Annotated in this window: 22 protein-coding genes and 1 riboswitch; of the genes, 15 read left to right on the top strand and 7 right to left on the bottom strand. The window is 39.4% G+C overall.

Annotated elements, in window-relative coordinates:
• Positions 1 to 127: 127 nt before the first annotated feature.
• On the bottom strand, positions 128 to 448 hold the full coding sequence (locus tag ACDZ29_RS25465) for a YckD family protein (protein ID WP_375089084.1): 321 nt from the start codon (positions 446 to 448) through the stop codon (positions 128 to 130).
• Positions 449 to 703: 255 nt separating this feature from the next.
• Here ACDZ29_RS25465 and ACDZ29_RS25460 point away from each other — a divergent pair, with 255 nt between their 5' ends.
• The gene (locus tag ACDZ29_RS25460; RefSeq protein ID WP_289316149.1) at positions 704 to 850 is read left to right on the top strand and encodes a lmo0937 family membrane protein; all 147 of its coding nucleotides are present in this window, start codon (positions 704 to 706) and stop codon (positions 848 to 850) included.
• Positions 851 to 944: 94 nt separating this feature from the next.
• On the opposite strand, the gene ACDZ29_RS25455 is transcribed toward ACDZ29_RS25460, so the two are convergent.
• Together ACDZ29_RS25455 and ACDZ29_RS25450 are read right to left on the bottom strand one after the other, a co-directional pair.
• Positions 945 to 1,862, bottom strand: a complete 918-nt coding sequence (locus tag ACDZ29_RS25455; RefSeq protein WP_375089082.1) for an NAD(P)/FAD-dependent oxidoreductase — start codon at positions 1,860 to 1,862, stop codon at positions 945 to 947.
• A 153-nt stretch (positions 1,863 to 2,015) separates the two neighbouring features.
• Positions 2,016 to 2,339 (bottom strand): helix-turn-helix domain-containing protein, encoded by a 324-nt coding sequence (locus ACDZ29_RS25450; protein ID WP_252281196.1) that lies wholly within the window; start codon positions 2,337 to 2,339, stop codon positions 2,016 to 2,018.
• A 264-nt stretch (positions 2,340 to 2,603) separates the two neighbouring features.
• On the opposite strand from ACDZ29_RS25450, the gene ACDZ29_RS25445 reads away from it, so the two are divergent.
• The 3 genes from ACDZ29_RS25445 to ACDZ29_RS25435 all read left to right on the top strand — a co-directional run bounded on the left by ACDZ29_RS25445 (position 2,604) and on the right by ACDZ29_RS25435 (position 5,263).
• Entirely contained in the window at positions 2,604 to 3,683 is a 1,080-nt protein-coding gene (locus tag ACDZ29_RS25445) for a nitric oxide synthase oxygenase (RefSeq protein ID WP_375089080.1), read from the top strand.
• 60 nt (positions 3,684 to 3,743) lie between these two features.
• Positions 3,744 to 4,016, top strand: a complete 273-nt coding sequence (locus tag ACDZ29_RS25440; RefSeq protein ID WP_375089079.1) for a hypothetical protein — start codon at positions 3,744 to 3,746, stop codon at positions 4,014 to 4,016.
• Positions 4,017 to 4,324: 308 nt separating this feature from the next.
• Positions 4,325 to 5,263 (top strand): magnesium transporter CorA family protein, encoded by a 939-nt coding sequence (locus ACDZ29_RS25435; RefSeq protein WP_289316153.1) that lies wholly within the window; start codon positions 4,325 to 4,327, stop codon positions 5,261 to 5,263.
• A gap of 30 nt (positions 5,264 to 5,293) precedes the next feature.
• Here the strand turns inward: ACDZ29_RS25435 and ACDZ29_RS25430 are convergent, their stop codons facing one another.
• Positions 5,294 to 5,485 (bottom strand): hypothetical protein, encoded by a 192-nt coding sequence (locus ACDZ29_RS25430; RefSeq protein WP_289316154.1) that lies wholly within the window; start codon positions 5,483 to 5,485, stop codon positions 5,294 to 5,296.
• Between the two features lie 98 nt (positions 5,486 to 5,583).
• Between ACDZ29_RS25430 and ACDZ29_RS25425 the strand changes: the two genes are divergently transcribed.
• Complete coding sequence (locus ACDZ29_RS25425; RefSeq protein WP_289316155.1) at positions 5,584 to 5,745, top strand: hypothetical protein; 162 nt, start codon at positions 5,584 to 5,586, stop codon at positions 5,743 to 5,745.
• A gap of 135 nt (positions 5,746 to 5,880) precedes the next feature.
• Here ACDZ29_RS25425 and ACDZ29_RS25420 read toward each other — a convergent pair whose 3' ends face one another.
• Positions 5,881 to 6,015, bottom strand: a complete 135-nt coding sequence (locus ACDZ29_RS25420) for a YuzL family protein (protein WP_089363323.1) — start codon at positions 6,013 to 6,015, stop codon at positions 5,881 to 5,883.
• A 98-nt stretch (positions 6,016 to 6,113) separates the two neighbouring features.
• Between ACDZ29_RS25420 and ACDZ29_RS25415 the strand changes: the two genes are divergently transcribed.
• Positions 6,114 to 6,365, top strand: a complete 252-nt coding sequence (locus ACDZ29_RS25415; RefSeq protein ID WP_289325320.1) for a YkuS family protein — start codon at positions 6,114 to 6,116, stop codon at positions 6,363 to 6,365.
• A gap of 45 nt (positions 6,366 to 6,410) precedes the next feature.
• On the opposite strand, the gene ACDZ29_RS25410 is transcribed toward ACDZ29_RS25415, so the two are convergent.
• Positions 6,411 to 6,866 (bottom strand): OsmC family protein, encoded by a 456-nt coding sequence (locus ACDZ29_RS25410; protein WP_289325319.1) that lies wholly within the window; start codon positions 6,864 to 6,866, stop codon positions 6,411 to 6,413.
• Positions 6,867 to 7,215: 349 nt separating this feature from the next.
• Here ACDZ29_RS25410 and ACDZ29_RS25405 point away from each other — a divergent pair, with 349 nt between their 5' ends.
• The 3 genes from ACDZ29_RS25405 to ACDZ29_RS25395 are packed head-to-tail and all read left to right on the top strand — an operon-like array spanning position 7,216 to position 9,552.
• Positions 7,216 to 7,977: an SDR family oxidoreductase gene (locus ACDZ29_RS25405; RefSeq protein WP_370015312.1), complete on the top strand. Its 762-nt coding sequence runs from the start codon at positions 7,216 to 7,218 to the stop codon at positions 7,975 to 7,977.
• 26 nt (positions 7,978 to 8,003) lie between these two features.
• On the top strand, positions 8,004 to 8,507 hold the full coding sequence (locus ACDZ29_RS25400; RefSeq protein WP_375089077.1) for a hypothetical protein: 504 nt from the start codon (positions 8,004 to 8,006) through the stop codon (positions 8,505 to 8,507).
• Entirely contained in the window at positions 8,500 to 9,552 is a 1,053-nt protein-coding gene (locus ACDZ29_RS25395) for an alpha/beta fold hydrolase (protein ID WP_375089075.1), read from the top strand. The genes ACDZ29_RS25400 and ACDZ29_RS25395 overlap by 8 nt, the downstream gene beginning before the upstream one ends.
• A 180-nt stretch (positions 9,553 to 9,732) precedes the next feature.
• Here ACDZ29_RS25395 and ACDZ29_RS25390 read toward each other — a convergent pair whose 3' ends face one another.
• Entirely contained in the window at positions 9,733 to 10,332 is a 600-nt protein-coding gene (locus ACDZ29_RS25390) for a nitroreductase family protein (protein WP_375089074.1), read from the bottom strand.
• Between the two features lie 243 nt (positions 10,333 to 10,575).
• Between ACDZ29_RS25390 and ACDZ29_RS25385 the strand changes: the two genes are divergently transcribed.
• The 6 genes from ACDZ29_RS25385 to mmuM all read left to right on the top strand — a co-directional run bounded on the left by ACDZ29_RS25385 (position 10,576) and on the right by mmuM (position 16,523).
• On the top strand, positions 10,576 to 11,553 hold the full coding sequence (locus ACDZ29_RS25385; protein ID WP_375089073.1) for a ring-cleaving dioxygenase: 978 nt from the start codon (positions 10,576 to 10,578) through the stop codon (positions 11,551 to 11,553).
• Between the two features lie 24 nt (positions 11,554 to 11,577).
• Positions 11,578 to 12,525 (top strand): ring-cleaving dioxygenase, encoded by a 948-nt coding sequence (locus tag ACDZ29_RS25380; RefSeq protein ID WP_375089071.1) that lies wholly within the window; start codon positions 11,578 to 11,580, stop codon positions 12,523 to 12,525.
• Positions 12,525 to 13,133, top strand: coding sequence for an alpha/beta hydrolase (locus tag ACDZ29_RS25375; RefSeq protein WP_289325313.1), 609 nt, complete (start codon positions 12,525 to 12,527; stop codon positions 13,131 to 13,133). The genes ACDZ29_RS25380 and ACDZ29_RS25375 overlap by 1 nt, the downstream gene beginning before the upstream one ends.
• A 20-nt stretch (positions 13,134 to 13,153) precedes the next feature.
• Entirely contained in the window at positions 13,154 to 13,762 is a 609-nt protein-coding gene (locus tag ACDZ29_RS25370) for a flavin reductase family protein (protein ID WP_375089070.1), read from the top strand.
• 228 nt (positions 13,763 to 13,990) lie between these two features.
• Positions 13,991 to 14,093, top strand: a riboswitch (SAM riboswitch).
• An 82-nt stretch (positions 14,094 to 14,175) separates the two neighbouring features.
• Complete coding sequence (gene mmuP / locus ACDZ29_RS25365) at positions 14,176 to 15,564, top strand: S-methylmethionine permease (protein ID WP_370015305.1); 1,389 nt, start codon at positions 14,176 to 14,178, stop codon at positions 15,562 to 15,564.
• Entirely contained in the window at positions 15,561 to 16,523 is a 963-nt protein-coding gene (mmuM, locus tag ACDZ29_RS25360) for a homocysteine S-methyltransferase (protein WP_375089068.1), read from the top strand. The genes mmuP and mmuM overlap by 4 nt, the downstream gene beginning before the upstream one ends.
• Positions 16,524 to 17,092: the final 569 nt, after the last annotated feature.

Below are 17,092 nucleotides of genomic sequence, written 5' to 3'. Positions count from 1 at the left end.
GGAAATATAAATCCTTTAGTAAATGGTAAACGCGTAAGGTTTATTTATCAAGGACGAAAGAAATGAAAAAAAAATCCGGCCATTTTATTGGACGGATTATCATGCTATATAGGTAAAGAACATAGAATCACTTATGCATGTGTCGTGTATGTGGACGGTGCGGAGGAATTTGAAAATTATGTTCTTCCATCATTTTATAATGTTTTTCAAAATGTGAAACCATTTTATCGGCTTCTTCTTTCGAAAGCGCGCCATACTCCACATATTTTTCAATCAATTTCTTTTTGTCCGCGAGTATCTGCTTTTGGATCTTGGCGATTTCCGATTTTTGAGCATCAGTGAATTGTACACTTTCCGGTTTTGTTTTATTTTCCTGTGCAGACGGGTGATCCAGGTTAACTAAGAATAGGGAACAGGCTGTTAAACAGATGAGTAAAAACTTTTTCATGAATGAACGACTCCTTCTTTATTTTTTGCCTAACTTCAAAGATCTGTAGTTCTTCCTTAAGGGGTTATCAATTGGAAGATTCCTTAATTATTTATTATCATTTACAGCATTTACAGTTTTATGTAATATTTTTGGGTTCACCCACTAAGGGTTTGTTACAGAAAGATATGGGTAATTTAAATATAAGCTGAAAATTTTGAAGGAACTTCTCATTATGAAAGATCGAATATGAGAAGGGAAGGAAAGGAGATTATTATGCTTTGGACAATTATTGGTGCAATAATATTGTTATGGGTTCTTGGTTTAGTCTTTAAAGTGGCTGCAGGCTTTATACATATCTTGCTTATCATCGCGGTCATTCTCATTCTGGTCAATGTTTTTAAAGGTAGGAAACGAATGTAGATTAATAAAAGAAGGCTTAGACAAAAAAGTTTATTAATATGAATGAAAAAGGCGGCCTGGTAAACAGGTCGCCCTTTGAATATTCCAAAGGTTGTTAATCATAAGGAAGTGGCTGTCCCATCAGTCTCTTATGAATCCAAATAGCTGCTTGGGTCCCGTCCCCCATCGATATGGTGACTTGTTCGGAATGGGCAACAAGGTCGCCGCCAGCCCAGACTCCTTTAATATTCGTTTCTTTAGTGCGGGGATGAATCACGACATGATTGTTTTCGTTTACTTGCACACCTAATTGTAGGGCGAGGCCATTATTGAGTTTGTTCCCTTTAAATGCAGTGAATGCCTTTTCAGCTTCAATTATTTTACCAGAAACTAATTGTATTGCGGTTAACTGCTGTTTGGCATCTACATGAACCTCTACGACTTCCTCTTCAAATACGGGAATCTGGTTCTCCTTTAACTTTTCCCGATACTTATCATCAATTTTTGATTTCAAGTGATTTACGTAAATGATATCTTTTGACCAATATAGTAGAGTAAGGGCCATACCTGCACCTGTATTTCCGCCTCCTAGGACCACGGTTTGCTTATCCATGATCTCATACCCATCACAGTCAGGGCATATATAAGTGGATGTCCCAAGAGTTGGATAGATGTTTTTGATTGGAGGGATGTTATCAGTGATGCCAGTACCGAGAAAAATCATTTTTGCTTGATATTCCATGTCATTCTTTGTTTGGATAAAAAACTTGTCCTGCTTTTTTTCAAGTGATGTCACAGTATCATCGAAGAATTCGACACCGAATTTTTCTGCGTGCTGTCTGCCCAGAGTCCTTAATTGTTTGCCGCTTACCCCGTCTGGCCACCCAAGAATGTTATGGTAAGCCTTTGCTATGGAAGAGCGGCCTTGAGCAGAATCAATGACGATAATATCATGTTTATATCTTCCGAGCTGGATGGCTGCCTGAATACCGGCTATACCGCCACCAATAATAATGCAATCTGCTTGCTTCATGAATTCACCGCCCATTCAATTTGGAATAACCCTAGTGTTATTCTATCTGTAAAAAATATACCACTTGTCGCAGGCGCTTAAACAAATGCAAGATATAAAAAAGGGAAAGTCCGCCAGCTGGCGACCTTTCCCCCTTTTCTTCAAATGCCTATTTCATTGATTCTGTATTGGTTCGAGCCATTCTTGTGCCCATTTTTGGATTTCGTTCATTACCGGTGCAAGAGCCTTGCCTTTTTCAGTTAAAGAATATTCAATCCTGACCGGTGTCTCTGGATATACGTCCCTTTTTACAATTCCTTCAATTTCCAAGTCCTTTAAACGTTCAGAAAGAATCCTGCCGCTGATCGGGAAGGCAGATTCAATATTACAAAACCGTTGAGGGCCATTAAGCAATTGATTGACAATCAATCCAGTCCAGCGTTTACTTAAGATTTGCATTCCTTTTTCAAAGCGTGGACAAAGTGTCGTATTATTCATCATATCACCCCATTATTATTATATTATAATGCATTTACCTCTTAGGTAACAACTTTACCGAATATTATTTAGTTACTAGAGATGTTATGGTATAAGAAATTTATAAGCTTACTTTAAGTATCAACAAAAAAAATCCGCCTCGGAATTGCCACATTTTAAAAAGATATGCTCTTTAAAAAATGTGTTCATTTAGAGATACTATGAAAAATATGTTACTTTATTATGGAAGTCAAAGTTATGCAAATGGAAGGATCCGTGGGAAAGATGAGTGATTTACTGCAAGAGGCCGTATCCTTTATCAGGACAAGCTATCCGGAATTGTTGAAAACGGAAGAGGAAATAAATGACAGGGTTGAACAAATCAAAAGGGAAATTAATGAAACAGACAGATATGAACATACATATGAAGAATTAGTATATGGTGCTAAATTAGCTTGGCGTAATAGTAATCGCTGCATCGGTCGCTTTTTTTGGGAGTCTCTGAGGGTGATTGATAAAAGGATGATTCAAAGCGAACAAGAAATTGTATCGGCTCTGTTTGAGCATATCGACTTTGCTACGAATAATGGAAACATCAGGCCAGTGATTACAATTTTCAAACAGAAAGATCATGATGGAAAATTGGATATTTGGAATCATCAGCTTATTCGTTATGCTGGATATGAGACGGAAAATGGTGTAATTGGCGATTCAAGTTCAATAGAATTCACTAAGAAATGTATGGCATTGGGATGGGAAGGGAAATTTGGACCTTTCGATATATTACCCATTGTAGTCCAATTGGAAGGGAAAGCACCTAATTTTCATGAAATTCCTGAAAGTCTCGTTAAAGAAGTGCCAATCACACACCCGGAGCTTAAATGGTTCAAAGATCTTCAAATCAAATGGTATGCAGTTCCAATCATTTCTGGTATGAGGCTAGAAATTGGCGGTATTACCTATTCAGCTGCACCATTTAATGGGTGGTACATGGGAACGGAGATTGGTGCCAGAAACCTTGCTGATGAAGAACGCTACAATATGCTTCCAGCAATCGGGGAGAGGATGGGCTTGGATATTAAGCGTGATTCGACTTTATGGAAAGATCGAGCCTTGATCGAACTGAATGATGCCGTCCTACATTCGTTTAAAAAACATGGAGTCAGCATTGTTGATCATCATACTGCTGCTAAACAGTTCAAGAAATTCGAAGAAAAAGAAACTTCGTGTGACCGGAAAGTAACAGGGGACTGGACATGGTTAATTCCACCGGTGTCTCCAGCTACGACGCACGTTTTTCATAAGCCGTATGACAATGAAATAATGAAACCTAATTTCTTTTATCAAAAGCCTCCATATAAATAAAGGTTTACATTAACTGGCATTGGGTATATATATATCAATCCAATAAAAAGGGGGAAGGTAATGATGGTATTAGGAAGAAACGCATTATTACTAGGAGTCGGAGTTGCCGGAGTCTCATTTTTATCAAATAAAACGAACAGAGTAAAAGTGAAGGGCATATGGTCCAATGCAAAAGATAAGACATTAAGCTTTTGGAATAGGAAGGCTTCAGAGCTAGACCCTGTAATTGAAAAGGCAGGTCACCCTGATCCATATGATCATGAAGATAATAAAATGGTGGATGAAGGCGCCATGTATGGTGTTCACTATTATAATAATGCAAAGCATGGATAATCAAAAATCGCTTGGGGATTCCCAAGCGATTTTTTTATCCCTTTATTTTATCGGTAAAAAAACAGATAATTGCGAATTTTAAACCAGGTATTCAAGGTGGTAAATTCGTTATTGTGCTTTAAAAGAATAAGGATTAAGATTAAAGAATCGAAAGGAAGTGGATACGAGTGAGCAGCAGTTCTTATGATCCTGAACCCAGAAAGCAAGAGGAAGCCGATATGATGCTAGAAGTCGAGACTGTTATTCTCCCTGAGTATCTGCTCGAAGAAGGTAAATAAGGCTTTCTCTATAGAAGAGGAGGTCAACTAATGATTGAAATCTACAAGACGGATGAAAACCGTCACCTAAATAATATCGAGGAAATGACAAAAGGTTCCTGGGTGAATATCGTCGCGCCCACTGAAGCTGAAATAAGTTATATATGCACGACTTTGAAGTTACCGATCAATTTCATGAAAGACCCGCTGGACGATGAGGAAAGGCCTCGGATAGAAAAAGAAGATGATAATGTTTTAATAATTGTTGATTTTCCATATTTGACCCGGGACGAAGCCGACTTACCCATCTTTGAAACGATTCCCATAGGGATGATCTTTACCAAAGACTGTTTTATTACGGTATCTTTGAAAGAAACACCCATATTGGCGAATTTCAAAAACAATAAGATCAAAGGGTTTTTCACCAATAAGAAAACAAGGTTTGCTTTACAATTATTATTTGAAATTTCATCTTATTATTTACGTTATCTGAAACAGATTAACAAAATGACGAATGAAGCGGAACGTGAATTGCATCAGTCCATGAAAAATAAAGAACTGTATACTTTCTTGGCTTTGGAAAAAAGCCTCGTTTATTTTACGACATCATTGAAATCCAATCGGGTAGTACTTGATAAGATCCTCCGTTTTAATTATTTGAAAATGTATGAAGAAGATAAAGAATTACTTGAGGACGTAATCATCGAAAATGCTCAGGCAATTGAAATGGCAGAAGTGTATCTCTCGATTCTTAGCGGGATGATGGATGCATTCGCTTCGATTATTTCCAATAATGTCAATAATGCGATGAAGTTTCTAACCTCAGTGACAATTATATTGACGCTCCCGACGATGGTGGCAAGTTTTTACGGAATGAATGTGGAACTGCCATTTGAACATAATCCGTATGCTTTCATCTTTACATTATTAATTGCCATCACTTTAGCGGGGACGACAGCATTCATTTTTTGGAAGAAAAAATATTTTTAAGATTAACCGGCTTATTAAGCCGGTTTTGTTTTATTCCTCAAAAAAATCAGCAAATCCCTCACTGTTGATCCGATCGGTATAGGGATTCTCATCATTTACATTCTTTGCATCCAAATTCGTTTTAATTACTAAACGGGGACTCTGTGAAGGTTCCCTGATGATACGGTCGTTCAACTCTTTAAAATCCGGTACATCCTTATTGCCGGGTTTGTTTGGTTCCAATAAAACCACCTCCATTAGTATCTTTGCAATAAACGATGGGGTATATTCATGAATATTCTTAGGTTTGGGAAGGATAAAGGACTGAGGAGGAGTTCATGATGACAAAATGGAATGAGCAAGCAGCTCCCGATAATAATTTAAAGGCAAGTGATTTAAACCAGGATGAAGCCGGGAGATCAAAAATGAGTTCAAAAGCCAAAGATGGGGATCACCTGAATGATCTTAAGATCCAGCAGGAAATCAGAAAGCAAAATCTATAAGAAAAGAGCCTGGTCGAAAGTAAGGAAACTGGGTATGTTACATTTACATTGGATTAATCAGAGGAAAACGCTTGGCTGTTAAACCAAGCGTTTTTTGTGTAACATGTACACGGAAGTCCATGATAGTTTAGGTTATCATGAACGCTTTTGCTTTTTAAGTGAAGATGGTTGAGTGAAGGACCCGGTTTCTTTCGTAGTGGTACCTTGTCCCTCTACCTGAGAAGAACCTAAACGAGTTTGTGAAGCATCTTTCTTGTGTTTACCATTCATGTTTATCACCTCGATATTACTTTCCCTATTTCCTTTGCATCCTATACATATATTGAAGGTAAAAAGGACAGGTTAGAAAGTAGAGGAGGTGTGTGTTGATGTCAAAAATCGGTGTTGAAGAATCATTAACGAATATTCAGGAAGCACTTCGTGAAAAAGGTTTTGATGTTGTGGAGATTAAACAAGAAGCTGACGCAAAAAACGTGGATTGTTGTGTGGTAACAGGAATGGAAAGTAATGTGATGGGAATAAGCGATACTTCATTAAAAGCGTCTATCATAGAGGCAAATGGTTTAACGGCTGATGAAGTGTGCCGCCAGGTTGAAAATAAAGTGAACGCAATTCAATAGTTCAAAAAGTGCCTAACCCAATATAGGGTTAGGCACTTTTTCTGTTCAAGGTTGTTGTGATATGGAAATTGTCACGTTCAATTCCACCGCTACATTACCTTTGATCGCTCTTGAAATCATACAAGAAGTTTCAGCTTTTTCAGCAAGTATCCTCGCTTTTTCAGCCACTTTTTCTGATGTATCCCGTGCTAATACTAGTGTAGGGCGATGTATGATCTTCTTGTAGGTGAATACACCATTTGTAACATCCACTAAGGCTTCCGATTGCATGGTCAAGCTGTCCTTTTCTATATGGGCTCGCTCTAACATGGCAGCAAAGGTAATGATATAGCAGGTCGAGGCCGCTCCAAGCAGCATTTCATCGGGATTAGTGCCAATCCCTGGTCCCTCCATTTCCGTAGGGATACTTATCTGTGTTTGCAGATTTCCTGATTGAATCGTGCCGATATCATTTCTGCCGCCAGGCCATTCCGCGGTTAAATGAAAGTGATGTAACGTCATATTTTTAACCTCCTTACTATATCTAATAGTGTAAACGATTAAACAGGTTATGTATTCGATTTTGCTCGAAAGTGTTGAATCGTCGAATTAAGATTCCAAATGGCCGAAAAAGGTGTCGATCTGTTCGAATAATCTCCGAAAATGCCGAATAATGTGCCCGATCGGTCGAATTTCTCACAAACGACGAAAAAAATTACAGTGTGTCGAGTTAAGATTGGTCAAACAAAAGGCAGAGGCATTAGGCTATTTTAAGCACCATATTGGATAGGCTTTTCTATAATAATATAGATTAGTTATATAAATAATAATTCATTACGGAAGGGCTGAAAAGTTGACTACTTTAAGTAAAATGTTCGATTTGACTAATAAAACGGCAATCATTACCGGTGGCGGTAGGGGACTGGGCAAACAGATCGCCATGGCGTTGGGGGAGGCAGGAGCTAATATAGCCATTGCCTCACGAAATCTTCCTTTATGTAAAGAGGTATGCGAACACTTGCAATCAATGGGGATTAAGGCAGTTGCCTTTGAATGTGATATCACGAAAGAGAGTGATATTGATCATGTGGTACAGGAAACGGTTGCCCAATTCGGTACGATTGATATTCTTGTCAATAATAGCGGCACGTCCTGGTCAGGGCCGCTATTTGATCTTCCCAAGGATAAGTGGGAAAAAGTATTGAATGTAAATGTTACAGGTACTTTCCTGTTTTCGCAGGCTGTAGCGAAGATCATGAAGCAGCAAAATTCCGGAAAAATCATAAATATTGCATCTGTGTCGGGTCTTGGCGGGACGTTTCCAGAGCTATTGGATACCATAGCTTATAACACCAGTAAGGGTGCCGTCATTACATTGACTAAGGATTTAGGGGTAAAGCTCGCTAGGTACGGTATCCAAGTCAATGCGATAGCACCTGGATTTTTCCCGACTAGGATCACAAAGAATATTCTTGAAAAGTCCAACTATGACATATTAGGTAAAACTCCGGCAGGCCGGTTTGGCAATGATGATGATTTAAAGGGAGCTGCCGTATTTTTAGCCTCAAAGGCTTCTGACTATATGGTTGGTCATGTTTTGATCATTGACGGGGGAATATCGGCAGTAGTATAAACGGAGGAGAAGGAAGGAAGATATATATGGCGGAAAAATCAAATTTTTTAAAAGGACTTAAACTGATAGGCACACAAAAAGAGCAGCAGCTGAATGATAAAATTAAGGATTTGCTAAATAATCGTGAGTTAATAGAAAGAATAAGCGATAATGCACAAATGCAGATTCCAAGAATAAATAGGATGCAGGAAGAATCAGAAAGAATGTCCATCATCATGAATTATCCAACAAAAAAAGATGTGGCGAGTGTAGCGAAATTAATCATCCAGCTCGAAGAAAAGATTGATAGGTTAGAAGAGCTGGTCTATACACTAGTTGAGGATAGAGAAGGGACTGTCAAAGGTAATTCTTCATTACGCAATAAACGGAATGCCAATTCATCGCGCAGTATGAAAAAGAAATCAAGATTGGAATCCAATGAAATGGAAGGGAGTAAAAAAAGGATATCGGATTTTATAAATAACTCTTTATTGTTAAGTGCACAGTTGCCTGAGTTCGATTCAATTGGACAGGGGAATTCAAATGGCTAAGCGGAAAGTGCCGAAAATTCAATCCGAATCCATAACTAAATGGAAACATTTAATGGATATTCCCAATCAGCCAATGCCTGAAGTGGGACTGACGCCGAAAATAGCGGTGTGGAAAAAAAATAAATCAACGCTTTGGTATTATCCGTCAGCACAAAAAAAATATGATGTACCGGTTTTTCTTATATATTCACTAATCAATACTCCTTTGATTCTTGATTTGTCCCCAGGGAATAGTTTAATAGAATCTTTTGTAAATGAAGGTTTTGATGTGTATTTGCTTGATTTTGGAAGCCCGGGCTTTGAAGATGGTGAAATATCGATCGAAGATTATATCATCGATTATATTCAAAAAGGGGTGCAGCGTGCATTACGCCACTCTGGAGCATCAGAAATTACAGTTATGGGATTTTGCCTCGGCGGTACAATAGCCGCAATATATGCTGCTATTGCAGACGAGCCAATCAAGAATTTGATCCTCTCCGTTACACCGGTAGATTTCAGTGCCTCAGAATTTTTTGATAAATGGCAGGAAGCGTTAAAGGAAGGTACCGCGAATTTTGACGAGACGATCGACATTTATCAAACGATCCCAGCCAGTGCAGTCAAATATGGAATCCGGTTAATTACATCTCCAATCTATTTATCACCCTATTTATCTTTATTGAATCAAGCGGATGATGAGGAATACGTCCAAAATTGGCGCCGCTTCAATGCTTGGGCTAATGGGCATGTACCATTATCCGGAGCAGCCGCAAAACAAATAACCAAAGAACTTTTGATAAAAAATAGCTTAGTTAATGGTGGTTTCAAGGTAAGGGGAAAAAAAGCGAAGCTATCAAAAATTGATGCTAGTGTTTTGGTCATAGCTAGTAAGTATGATCGATTGGTCCCACAGGAAATGATTTATCCGGTAATGGAGCATTTAACATGCAAGGATAAGACATTCAGTCTACTGAAAAGTGGACATGCTGCAAAACAATATTCGGGTCAACTCCCATCTTATTTGAAGGAATGGCTACCAGGGCGTTCTTCCCCAATTCAATAGGTTACTAGGGGGTGCGAAATGTACGTTTTGAACGACAATGAGTATAATAACATCATGCCGGTTGTAGAATTTATGGTCTTTGCGTCATTGATATTTTCAAAATTCTTTGCGACATTCCCAGATTATTAAAGTGAAATAAAAGTAAGGGCTGGCTCAGTATGTAGAGCCGGCCCTAATGTATTATTGATAATATTTCACTCGTTCTTCAAGTGGTGAGACGTCTTTATCGCCAGGCTCTGCAGTGGGTTTTCCAAAAGGCATTTGTGCGATGAGTTTCCAATCGCGTGATATATCCCATGTCTTTCTCACCTCGTCATCGATTAAAGGATTATAATGCTGAAGACTTGCACCAAACCCCTCAATTTCCAAGGAAGTCCATACGACAAATTGTAAAATGGCAGATGATTGGTTAGACCAAATCGGGAAGTTTTCGGCATACGTTTTGAATTGTTCTTGAAGCCTTTCTATAATGGCCTGATCTTCAAAGAATAAAACCGTACCATAACCATTTTTTAATGACTTCATTTTTTCTTCCGTTTTTTCAAAATCTTTGTCACCGACTGCTTTTCTTAATGTTTCTTTTGTGATATCCCATAATTGGTCGTGGCTTTTCCCGGTTAAAACAATCACTCTTGCACTTTGTGAGTTGAAAGCGGAAGGGGAATATTGAACGGCATGATCGATAACTTCCTTAATCCTTTTATTAGGGACGACACTTTCCTTGCTAAGGGAATAATATGAGCGCCTATCTTCAATTGCACTTGAAAAATCTTTAGCCATATATCACACCTCCATTAATTATACCGACTTATTTTGACCTGATATTATTATTTTATTAAGTGAATGGTTTGAAATATTTGAATCAGGAATGGTTGACAAATTTATAAATGTCGTTTATCTTTAATTCAAGATATTTTTATTAAAAGTGTTGTGTATAACAGATTAGATACCTCGAATTCGAGATATTATTGGCGGATAATTCATCTCCTTAAGGGGAGATTTATAAAGATAGGAGTGGTACGGATGGAATTAAAAGGATTACATCATGTTTCGGCGATTACAGCTAGAGCGGGAAACAACTTTGAATTCTACACGAAAGTATTAGGGATGCGATTAATCAAAAAAACTGTGAATCAAGATGATATTCGTGTGTATCACTTATTTTATGGAGACCAAATTGGTTCACCGGGAACGGAACTGACGTTTTTTGAAATTCCCAATGCTGCCCGCACTCATGAAGGAAACAATAGTATTTCAGAAATTTCTTTACGGGTGAGGGATGATGAAGCACTCGATTATTGGAAAAAACGGTTTGTGGAATCCAAGGTTGATCATGATGAAATATCAACCCGTTTTCAAAGGAAGGTTCTTTCTTTTAAAGATCCTGAAGGGCAAAGGCTTCTTCTTGTTTCCGATCAGGATAATAAAGGCGTTCAAGGAGGGTTACCATGGGATGGAAGCCCGGTTCCGCAAGAGTTTTCCATACTAGGATTAGGACCAGTTAAACTTACTGTACCCAATATTGAACAAACGCAAAGCGTTCTTACCGAAGTATTGGGGTTCAGGAAATCAGGCACATACCCATCCTCAATTAGGGGGCAAAATCCGATTGTCGTTTACGAGACAGGTGAGGGAGGAACAGGAGCGGAAGTCCATGTCGAAGAAAGGAATGACATTCCCCGAGAACGATTGGGGAGAGGCGGAGTACACCATGTTGCCTTCCGGGTGGATAATGAAGTAGAACTGAGAAAATGGATAGAAAAAATTAGTGAATCGAAATTCGTGAACTCGGGATATGTGGACCGCTTTTATTTTCGTTCACTCTATTTTAGGGAGCCGAATGGCATATTATTTGAACTAGCGACTGATGGACCTGGTTTTGCAGTGGATGAAGCAGAGGAGCACCTAGGTGAGAACCTCGCACTGCCACCATTTTTAGAATCGAAAAGAAAAGATATTGAATCGAATTTAAAACCCCTGAATACTAAATCAACAAATTAATCAAAGGGAAAGGAAGTAATCGGCATGCGAAAGCAAAATGCAGGAATACATCATATAACCGCAATTGTAGGCAATCCTCAAGAGAATGTGGATTTTTATGCTGGAGTATTAGGAATGCGTATGGTGAAGAAAACCGTTAATTTTGATGATCCAGGCACCTATCACTTATATTTCGGAGATGAATCAGGTTCACCGGGTACTATCATCACTTTCTTTCCTTGGCCTGGGGCATACCGAGGGACAATTGGCTCTGGACAAGTGGGGATTACGACATATGCCATTCCGGAAGGTTCAATGGGCTTCTGGGAAATGCGTTTGGGTAAATTTAATATAGACTTTGAAAAGTCATCACGTTTCGGTGAGGAATATCTGAAATTCCAAGACCCACATGGTTTACAACTTGAACTGGTTGAGCGTAAAGAAGGTAAAAATAGCGAGTGGTCATTCGGCGGTGTACCAGCTGATAAGGCGGTCAAGGGATTCGGCGGTGCTGTATTATTTACGTCAAAACCGATCAAAACGATGGAACTATTAGAGGAAGTGATGGGCCTGCAAAAGATCGGGGAAGAGGACGATTTCATCCGCTTCAAATCCACATCGGACATCGGAAATTTAATAGATGTTAAAAAAACCGTTTTGCCAAATGGGAAAATCGGAGTAGGAACTGTTCATCATCTGGCATGGCGTGCAAGCGATAATGAAGATCATAAAGAATGGAGAGAACATATCGGTAACAATGGCTATGGCGTGACCCCATTTACAGACCGTCAATACTTCGATGCCATTTATTTCCGGGAAGATGGAGGCATACTCTTTGAAGTTGCCACAGATCCACCTGGCTTTGCTCATGATGAGACGAAGGAAACGATGGGTAGTAAATTGATGCTGCCGCCATGGCTGGAAGAAAAAAGGGGAATCATGGAGAAAACGTTACTGCCGGCAGTGCCGAGAGTACTAGAGGAGGATAAATGATGAAGCATATTTTTCAAAAAGGAAGTAATCCAGAAGCTCCGTTACTTTTGCTTTTACATGGTACTGGAGGAACGGAAACAGATCTCTTGCCATTATCGGAAATGGTTTCACCGGGTTCATCCGTATTGAGCGTACGGGGAAATGTACTTGAAAATGGAATGCCTCGTTTTTTCCGCCGGTTAGCTGAAGGGGTTTTTGATGAAGAAGATTTGATTTTCCGTACGAATGAGCTTAATGACTTCTTGGAACTAGCGTCCGGACAATATGACTTCGACCGTGACAGAGTGGTAGCATTAGGTTATTCTAATGGTGCAAATATAGCGGCAAGTTTGATGTTCCATTTCGAAGGGGCACTACAAGGAGCGATTCTTCATCATCCAATGGTGCCTAGACGCGGGATTGCTATGCCGTCACTCTCAGAAATACCTGTATTTATTGCTGCAGGTAAAAACGATCCGATTTGCCCGGCAGAAGAAACGGATGAACTTAATCAACTTTTATTGCAAGCTGGTGCTTCGGTGGAAGTTCACTGGGAAAATTACGGTCATCAGTTAACACGTTCAGAGGTCGAGGCAGCAGGTTCATGGTTTCATAAGAACTTTATATAAGAATGAAAGAGGGAATGAAGATGATTTCAGTAAATCCTGAAAGTCTGACTGAACGGGAAAATTATAAGTTTTTGACTGGAAGCATTATACCGAGACCCATAGCTCTGGTTACGACACAATCCGAAACCGGTACCATCAATATAGCGCCGTTCAGCTTTTTTAACATAGTCAGTTCAAATCCTCCGATGATTTCCATTTCTGTTCAACGGAAAGAAGGAGTTTCAAAGGACACTGCCCGAAATGCAATTCAATCAGGGGAATTCGTTGTTCATATCACTGATGAAAACAATGTTGCTGATGCAAATCGAACGGCCAAGGAACTCCCATCGGATGAAAGTGAATTGGGCCTGACCAATTTCACGACGGCTGTTAGTGATAAGGTATCCGTACCAGGATTGCAAGAAGCGAAGGTACGCTTTGAATGTACATTAGAGCATGCGATTCCATTGGGAGGTTCCCTAGATAAACCTGGTTGTGATTTATTGATAGGGAAAATAGTCTGCTATCATATAGAGCAAGATATTTACCATAATGGCCGAATTGACCAGAATGGGCTTAAACCTGTAGCAAGATTAGCGGGTCATACTTATACAAAACTAGGGGAATTATTTGAAATGGAACGACCTTAAGTGATAAGAAAGAAAAAATGGCGTCATCTTTTAAGATGTCGTCATTTTTTTATACCAAAATTATTCCCGGTTAGAATTATCTGCAATTCTAATACGGTGAGCGACTGTACCAAAACAAGCAATCATGCCGGAGGTGACAAAATCGTCTGAATGTAAAGGGAATTCTATATATTCCAAAACAAAACTTGACAATTTTTTCATAGATTGATAAAGTTATAAAAAATTAATTTCTTATCCAGAGAGGTGGAGGGACTGGCCCTATGAAACCTCAGCAACAGGTCTGCTAAGACACTGTGCTAATTCCAGGGGGTGAAACCTTGATAGATAAGACCGTACGTTTTTATTTGTCAGTAGCGCACTCTTTTTAGAGTGCGTTTTCGTTTTTTCTGGATGCAGGATAAAGGAGAGTATGAATGGAGAACAAAAGGAAACAGGAATTTCAAAGGGAAATGAAAACACGGCATTTAATCATGCTATCGCTTGGCGGGGTGATTGGAACAGGTTTGTTCTTAAGTTCGGGTTATACGATTCAGCAGGCTGGCCCGTTTGGCACCATCCTTTCGTATCTGATTGGAGCATTAGTGGTTTATCTAGTCATGCTATGTCTAGGTGAACTGGCAGTACATATGCCCGAGACAGGTGCGTTTCATAGCTACGCAGCCAAATACATCGGACCAGGGACAGGGTTTACAGTAGCCTGGTTATATTGGCTAACCTGGACTGTTGCACTAGGTTCGGAATTCACGGCTGCAGGATTGTTGATGCAGCGATGGTTTCCATCAATCAATGTCTGGATATGGAGTGCTCTATTTGCCATATTGGTTTTGGCATTAAATGCTTGGACCGTTAAGTTTTTCGCTGAATCCGAATTTTGGTTTGCGTCTATAAAGGTAATTGCGATTGTGATATTTATTATTTTGGGAGCAGCGACAATGGTAGGTTTTATTCCAATGACTAACTCACAATCAGCACCGCTATTTTCCAATTTTACAAGTGCAGGTTTATTTCCGAATGGTGCTTTTGCCATTATAATGACGATGCTTGCGGTGAATTTCGCATTTTCTGGAACTGAATTAATCGGAATTGCAGCTGGAGAAACTGTGAATCCAGAAAAAACGATACCAAAGGCAATCCGCATGACATTATGGAGATTGATCATCTTTTTTGTAGGAACCATCGTTGTATTATCCGCATTATTGCCTGTTTCGGATGCAAGCGTATTAGAGAGCCCCTTTGTTGCAGTTCTTGAACGAATTGGAGTGCCATATGCAGCGGATATCATGAACTTTGTTATTTTAACTGCCATTTTGTCTGCTGCAAACTCAGGTCTATATGCCTCTTCCAGAATGCTTTGGTCCCTTGCAGATAAGAAAACGATATCACCTATATTTGCAAAATTAACAAAAAGAGGTGTTCCGATAAATGCAGTCATTTTCAGTATGTTGGGTGGTGGCTTAGCCTTGTTTTCGAGTATTATTGCACCGGATACGGTGTATATCGTCCTTGTATCCATTTCGGGTCTAGCCGTGGTTGTAGTTTGGATGAGTATTAGCGCTTCACAGTTCCTATTCCGAAGACGTTTTATAAAAGAAGGAAATTCAGTAAATGATTTGGCTTATCGTACACCATTATATCCGTTCGTACCAATCGTTTCTTTCATGCTTTGTCTTGCTTCTTGTATAGGAATTGCCTTTGACCCTACACAACGGATAGCACTTTATTGTGGTATTCCATTTATTTTGTTTTGCTATGGAACTTATTATATTACACAATCTTCAAAGAAAAGAGGAGTAAAATCATGAAGAATAAAATAAACCCAATTGACGCTATTTTACGAGATCATTCAGTCATGATTCTGGACGGAGCTCTAGCTACAGAGCTTGAGCGGTATGGATGTGATTTGGACGATCCCCTGTGGTCTGCACGAGTATTACTTGAAAATCCAGAAGTGATTTATAAGGTTCACTCTGCTTATTTTCGTGCTGGAGCGGACTGTGCGATAACTGCAAGCTACCAAGCCACCGTTGAAGGTTTCTCCCTGCGTGGGATACAAGAAAAAGAGGCCATGGAGTTAATTCGGAAAACGGTGTTACTCGCAAGGAAAGCAAGGGATGATTATTGGAAGGATGAAACGCAAACAAATAGACCTAAGCCATTGGTTGCTGCATCAGTTGGACCTTATGGGGCTTACCTTGCAGATGGTTCAGAATATGTAGGAAACTATGGTGTTTCAGATGAAACCTTAGCAGAATTTCATCGCCCAAGAATATCAGCTTTGATTGAAGCAGGTGCTGACCTCTTAGCATTTGAAACGATTCCATCCCTTCAAGAAGCAAAAGTATTGGATTCATTATTGAAAGATTATCCAGAAGTGTATGCTTGGCTATCCTTTTCCTTGAAAGATGAGAAAGCGATAAGTGACGGTACATTGCTGGAGGAGTGTACGAGGTTGTTTGAGGAAAATGAGCAAATTGCAGCGATTGGCATTAACTGTGCACCAGTATCAGTTGTCACGGAAGCTATCAATGTGTTGAGTGCAAACACGAAAAAACCAATTATTGTTTATCCGAATTCTGGTGAAACTTATAATCCGGATACCAAAACATGGCATGGTCAAGAATCTTGTAACAAGTTCGACCTGAAATCCGAAGAATGGCACCATGCAGGGGCACGTTTGATTGGAGGTTGCTGCAGAACGGCACCTCATCATATTGAAGAGATTTCAAGAAAGTGGCGACCATCTGAGGTGGTATCCTCATAGCCTTTTTTCTGGATTTCAAACTGTTTTTATAAGCTGTGTAAGAAGTGGGAAAACCCCCCCTCTCGTCTTGTAAAAAATAAAAAGAACAGGAATCGTCTTAATCAGGCGGTTCCTGTTCTTTTTGTCTATTCATTCAGATTTGAGTTATTGAAAGGAAAGGGAGGATTGCTTATTGTTTCTAGGGGCCTCTGAAATAAGTGATTCGTTTCATGTATGCACTTGACCGAATTGCGCCTACTTAACGGTGGTTGCAGATCTTGCCGCTTGATTGCTTGGATCATGATGTACAATTAGACGAATATTGAACGAGAAAGGAGGGATTTGGAAATATTAGGTGCTATCTCTCGGGATTTAGAGAGTAATGTATCCGGTTTGCAGCAGGTTTAGATTCACCTTTACTTTTTTAGCCAAACTGCTTAAGGCAACAATGTAAAACAGCCTTCATTAAAGCAAGAAACAATGAGATGTGAGTCAACCTTGAATGAAAGTTCCTTATTAACAAAATGATTCACGATCAGTAAAAAGGGAAATTAAATCATATTTTTTTTACGCTTGGGAAAACTAAACAA

Origin of the sequence: Peribacillus sp. RS7 (genome assembly GCF_041956845.1) — a bacterium.
GTDB lineage: Bacteria > Bacillota > Bacilli > Bacillales > DSM-1321 > Peribacillus.
This window is presented reverse-complemented; position numbering and strand designations above follow the sequence as displayed.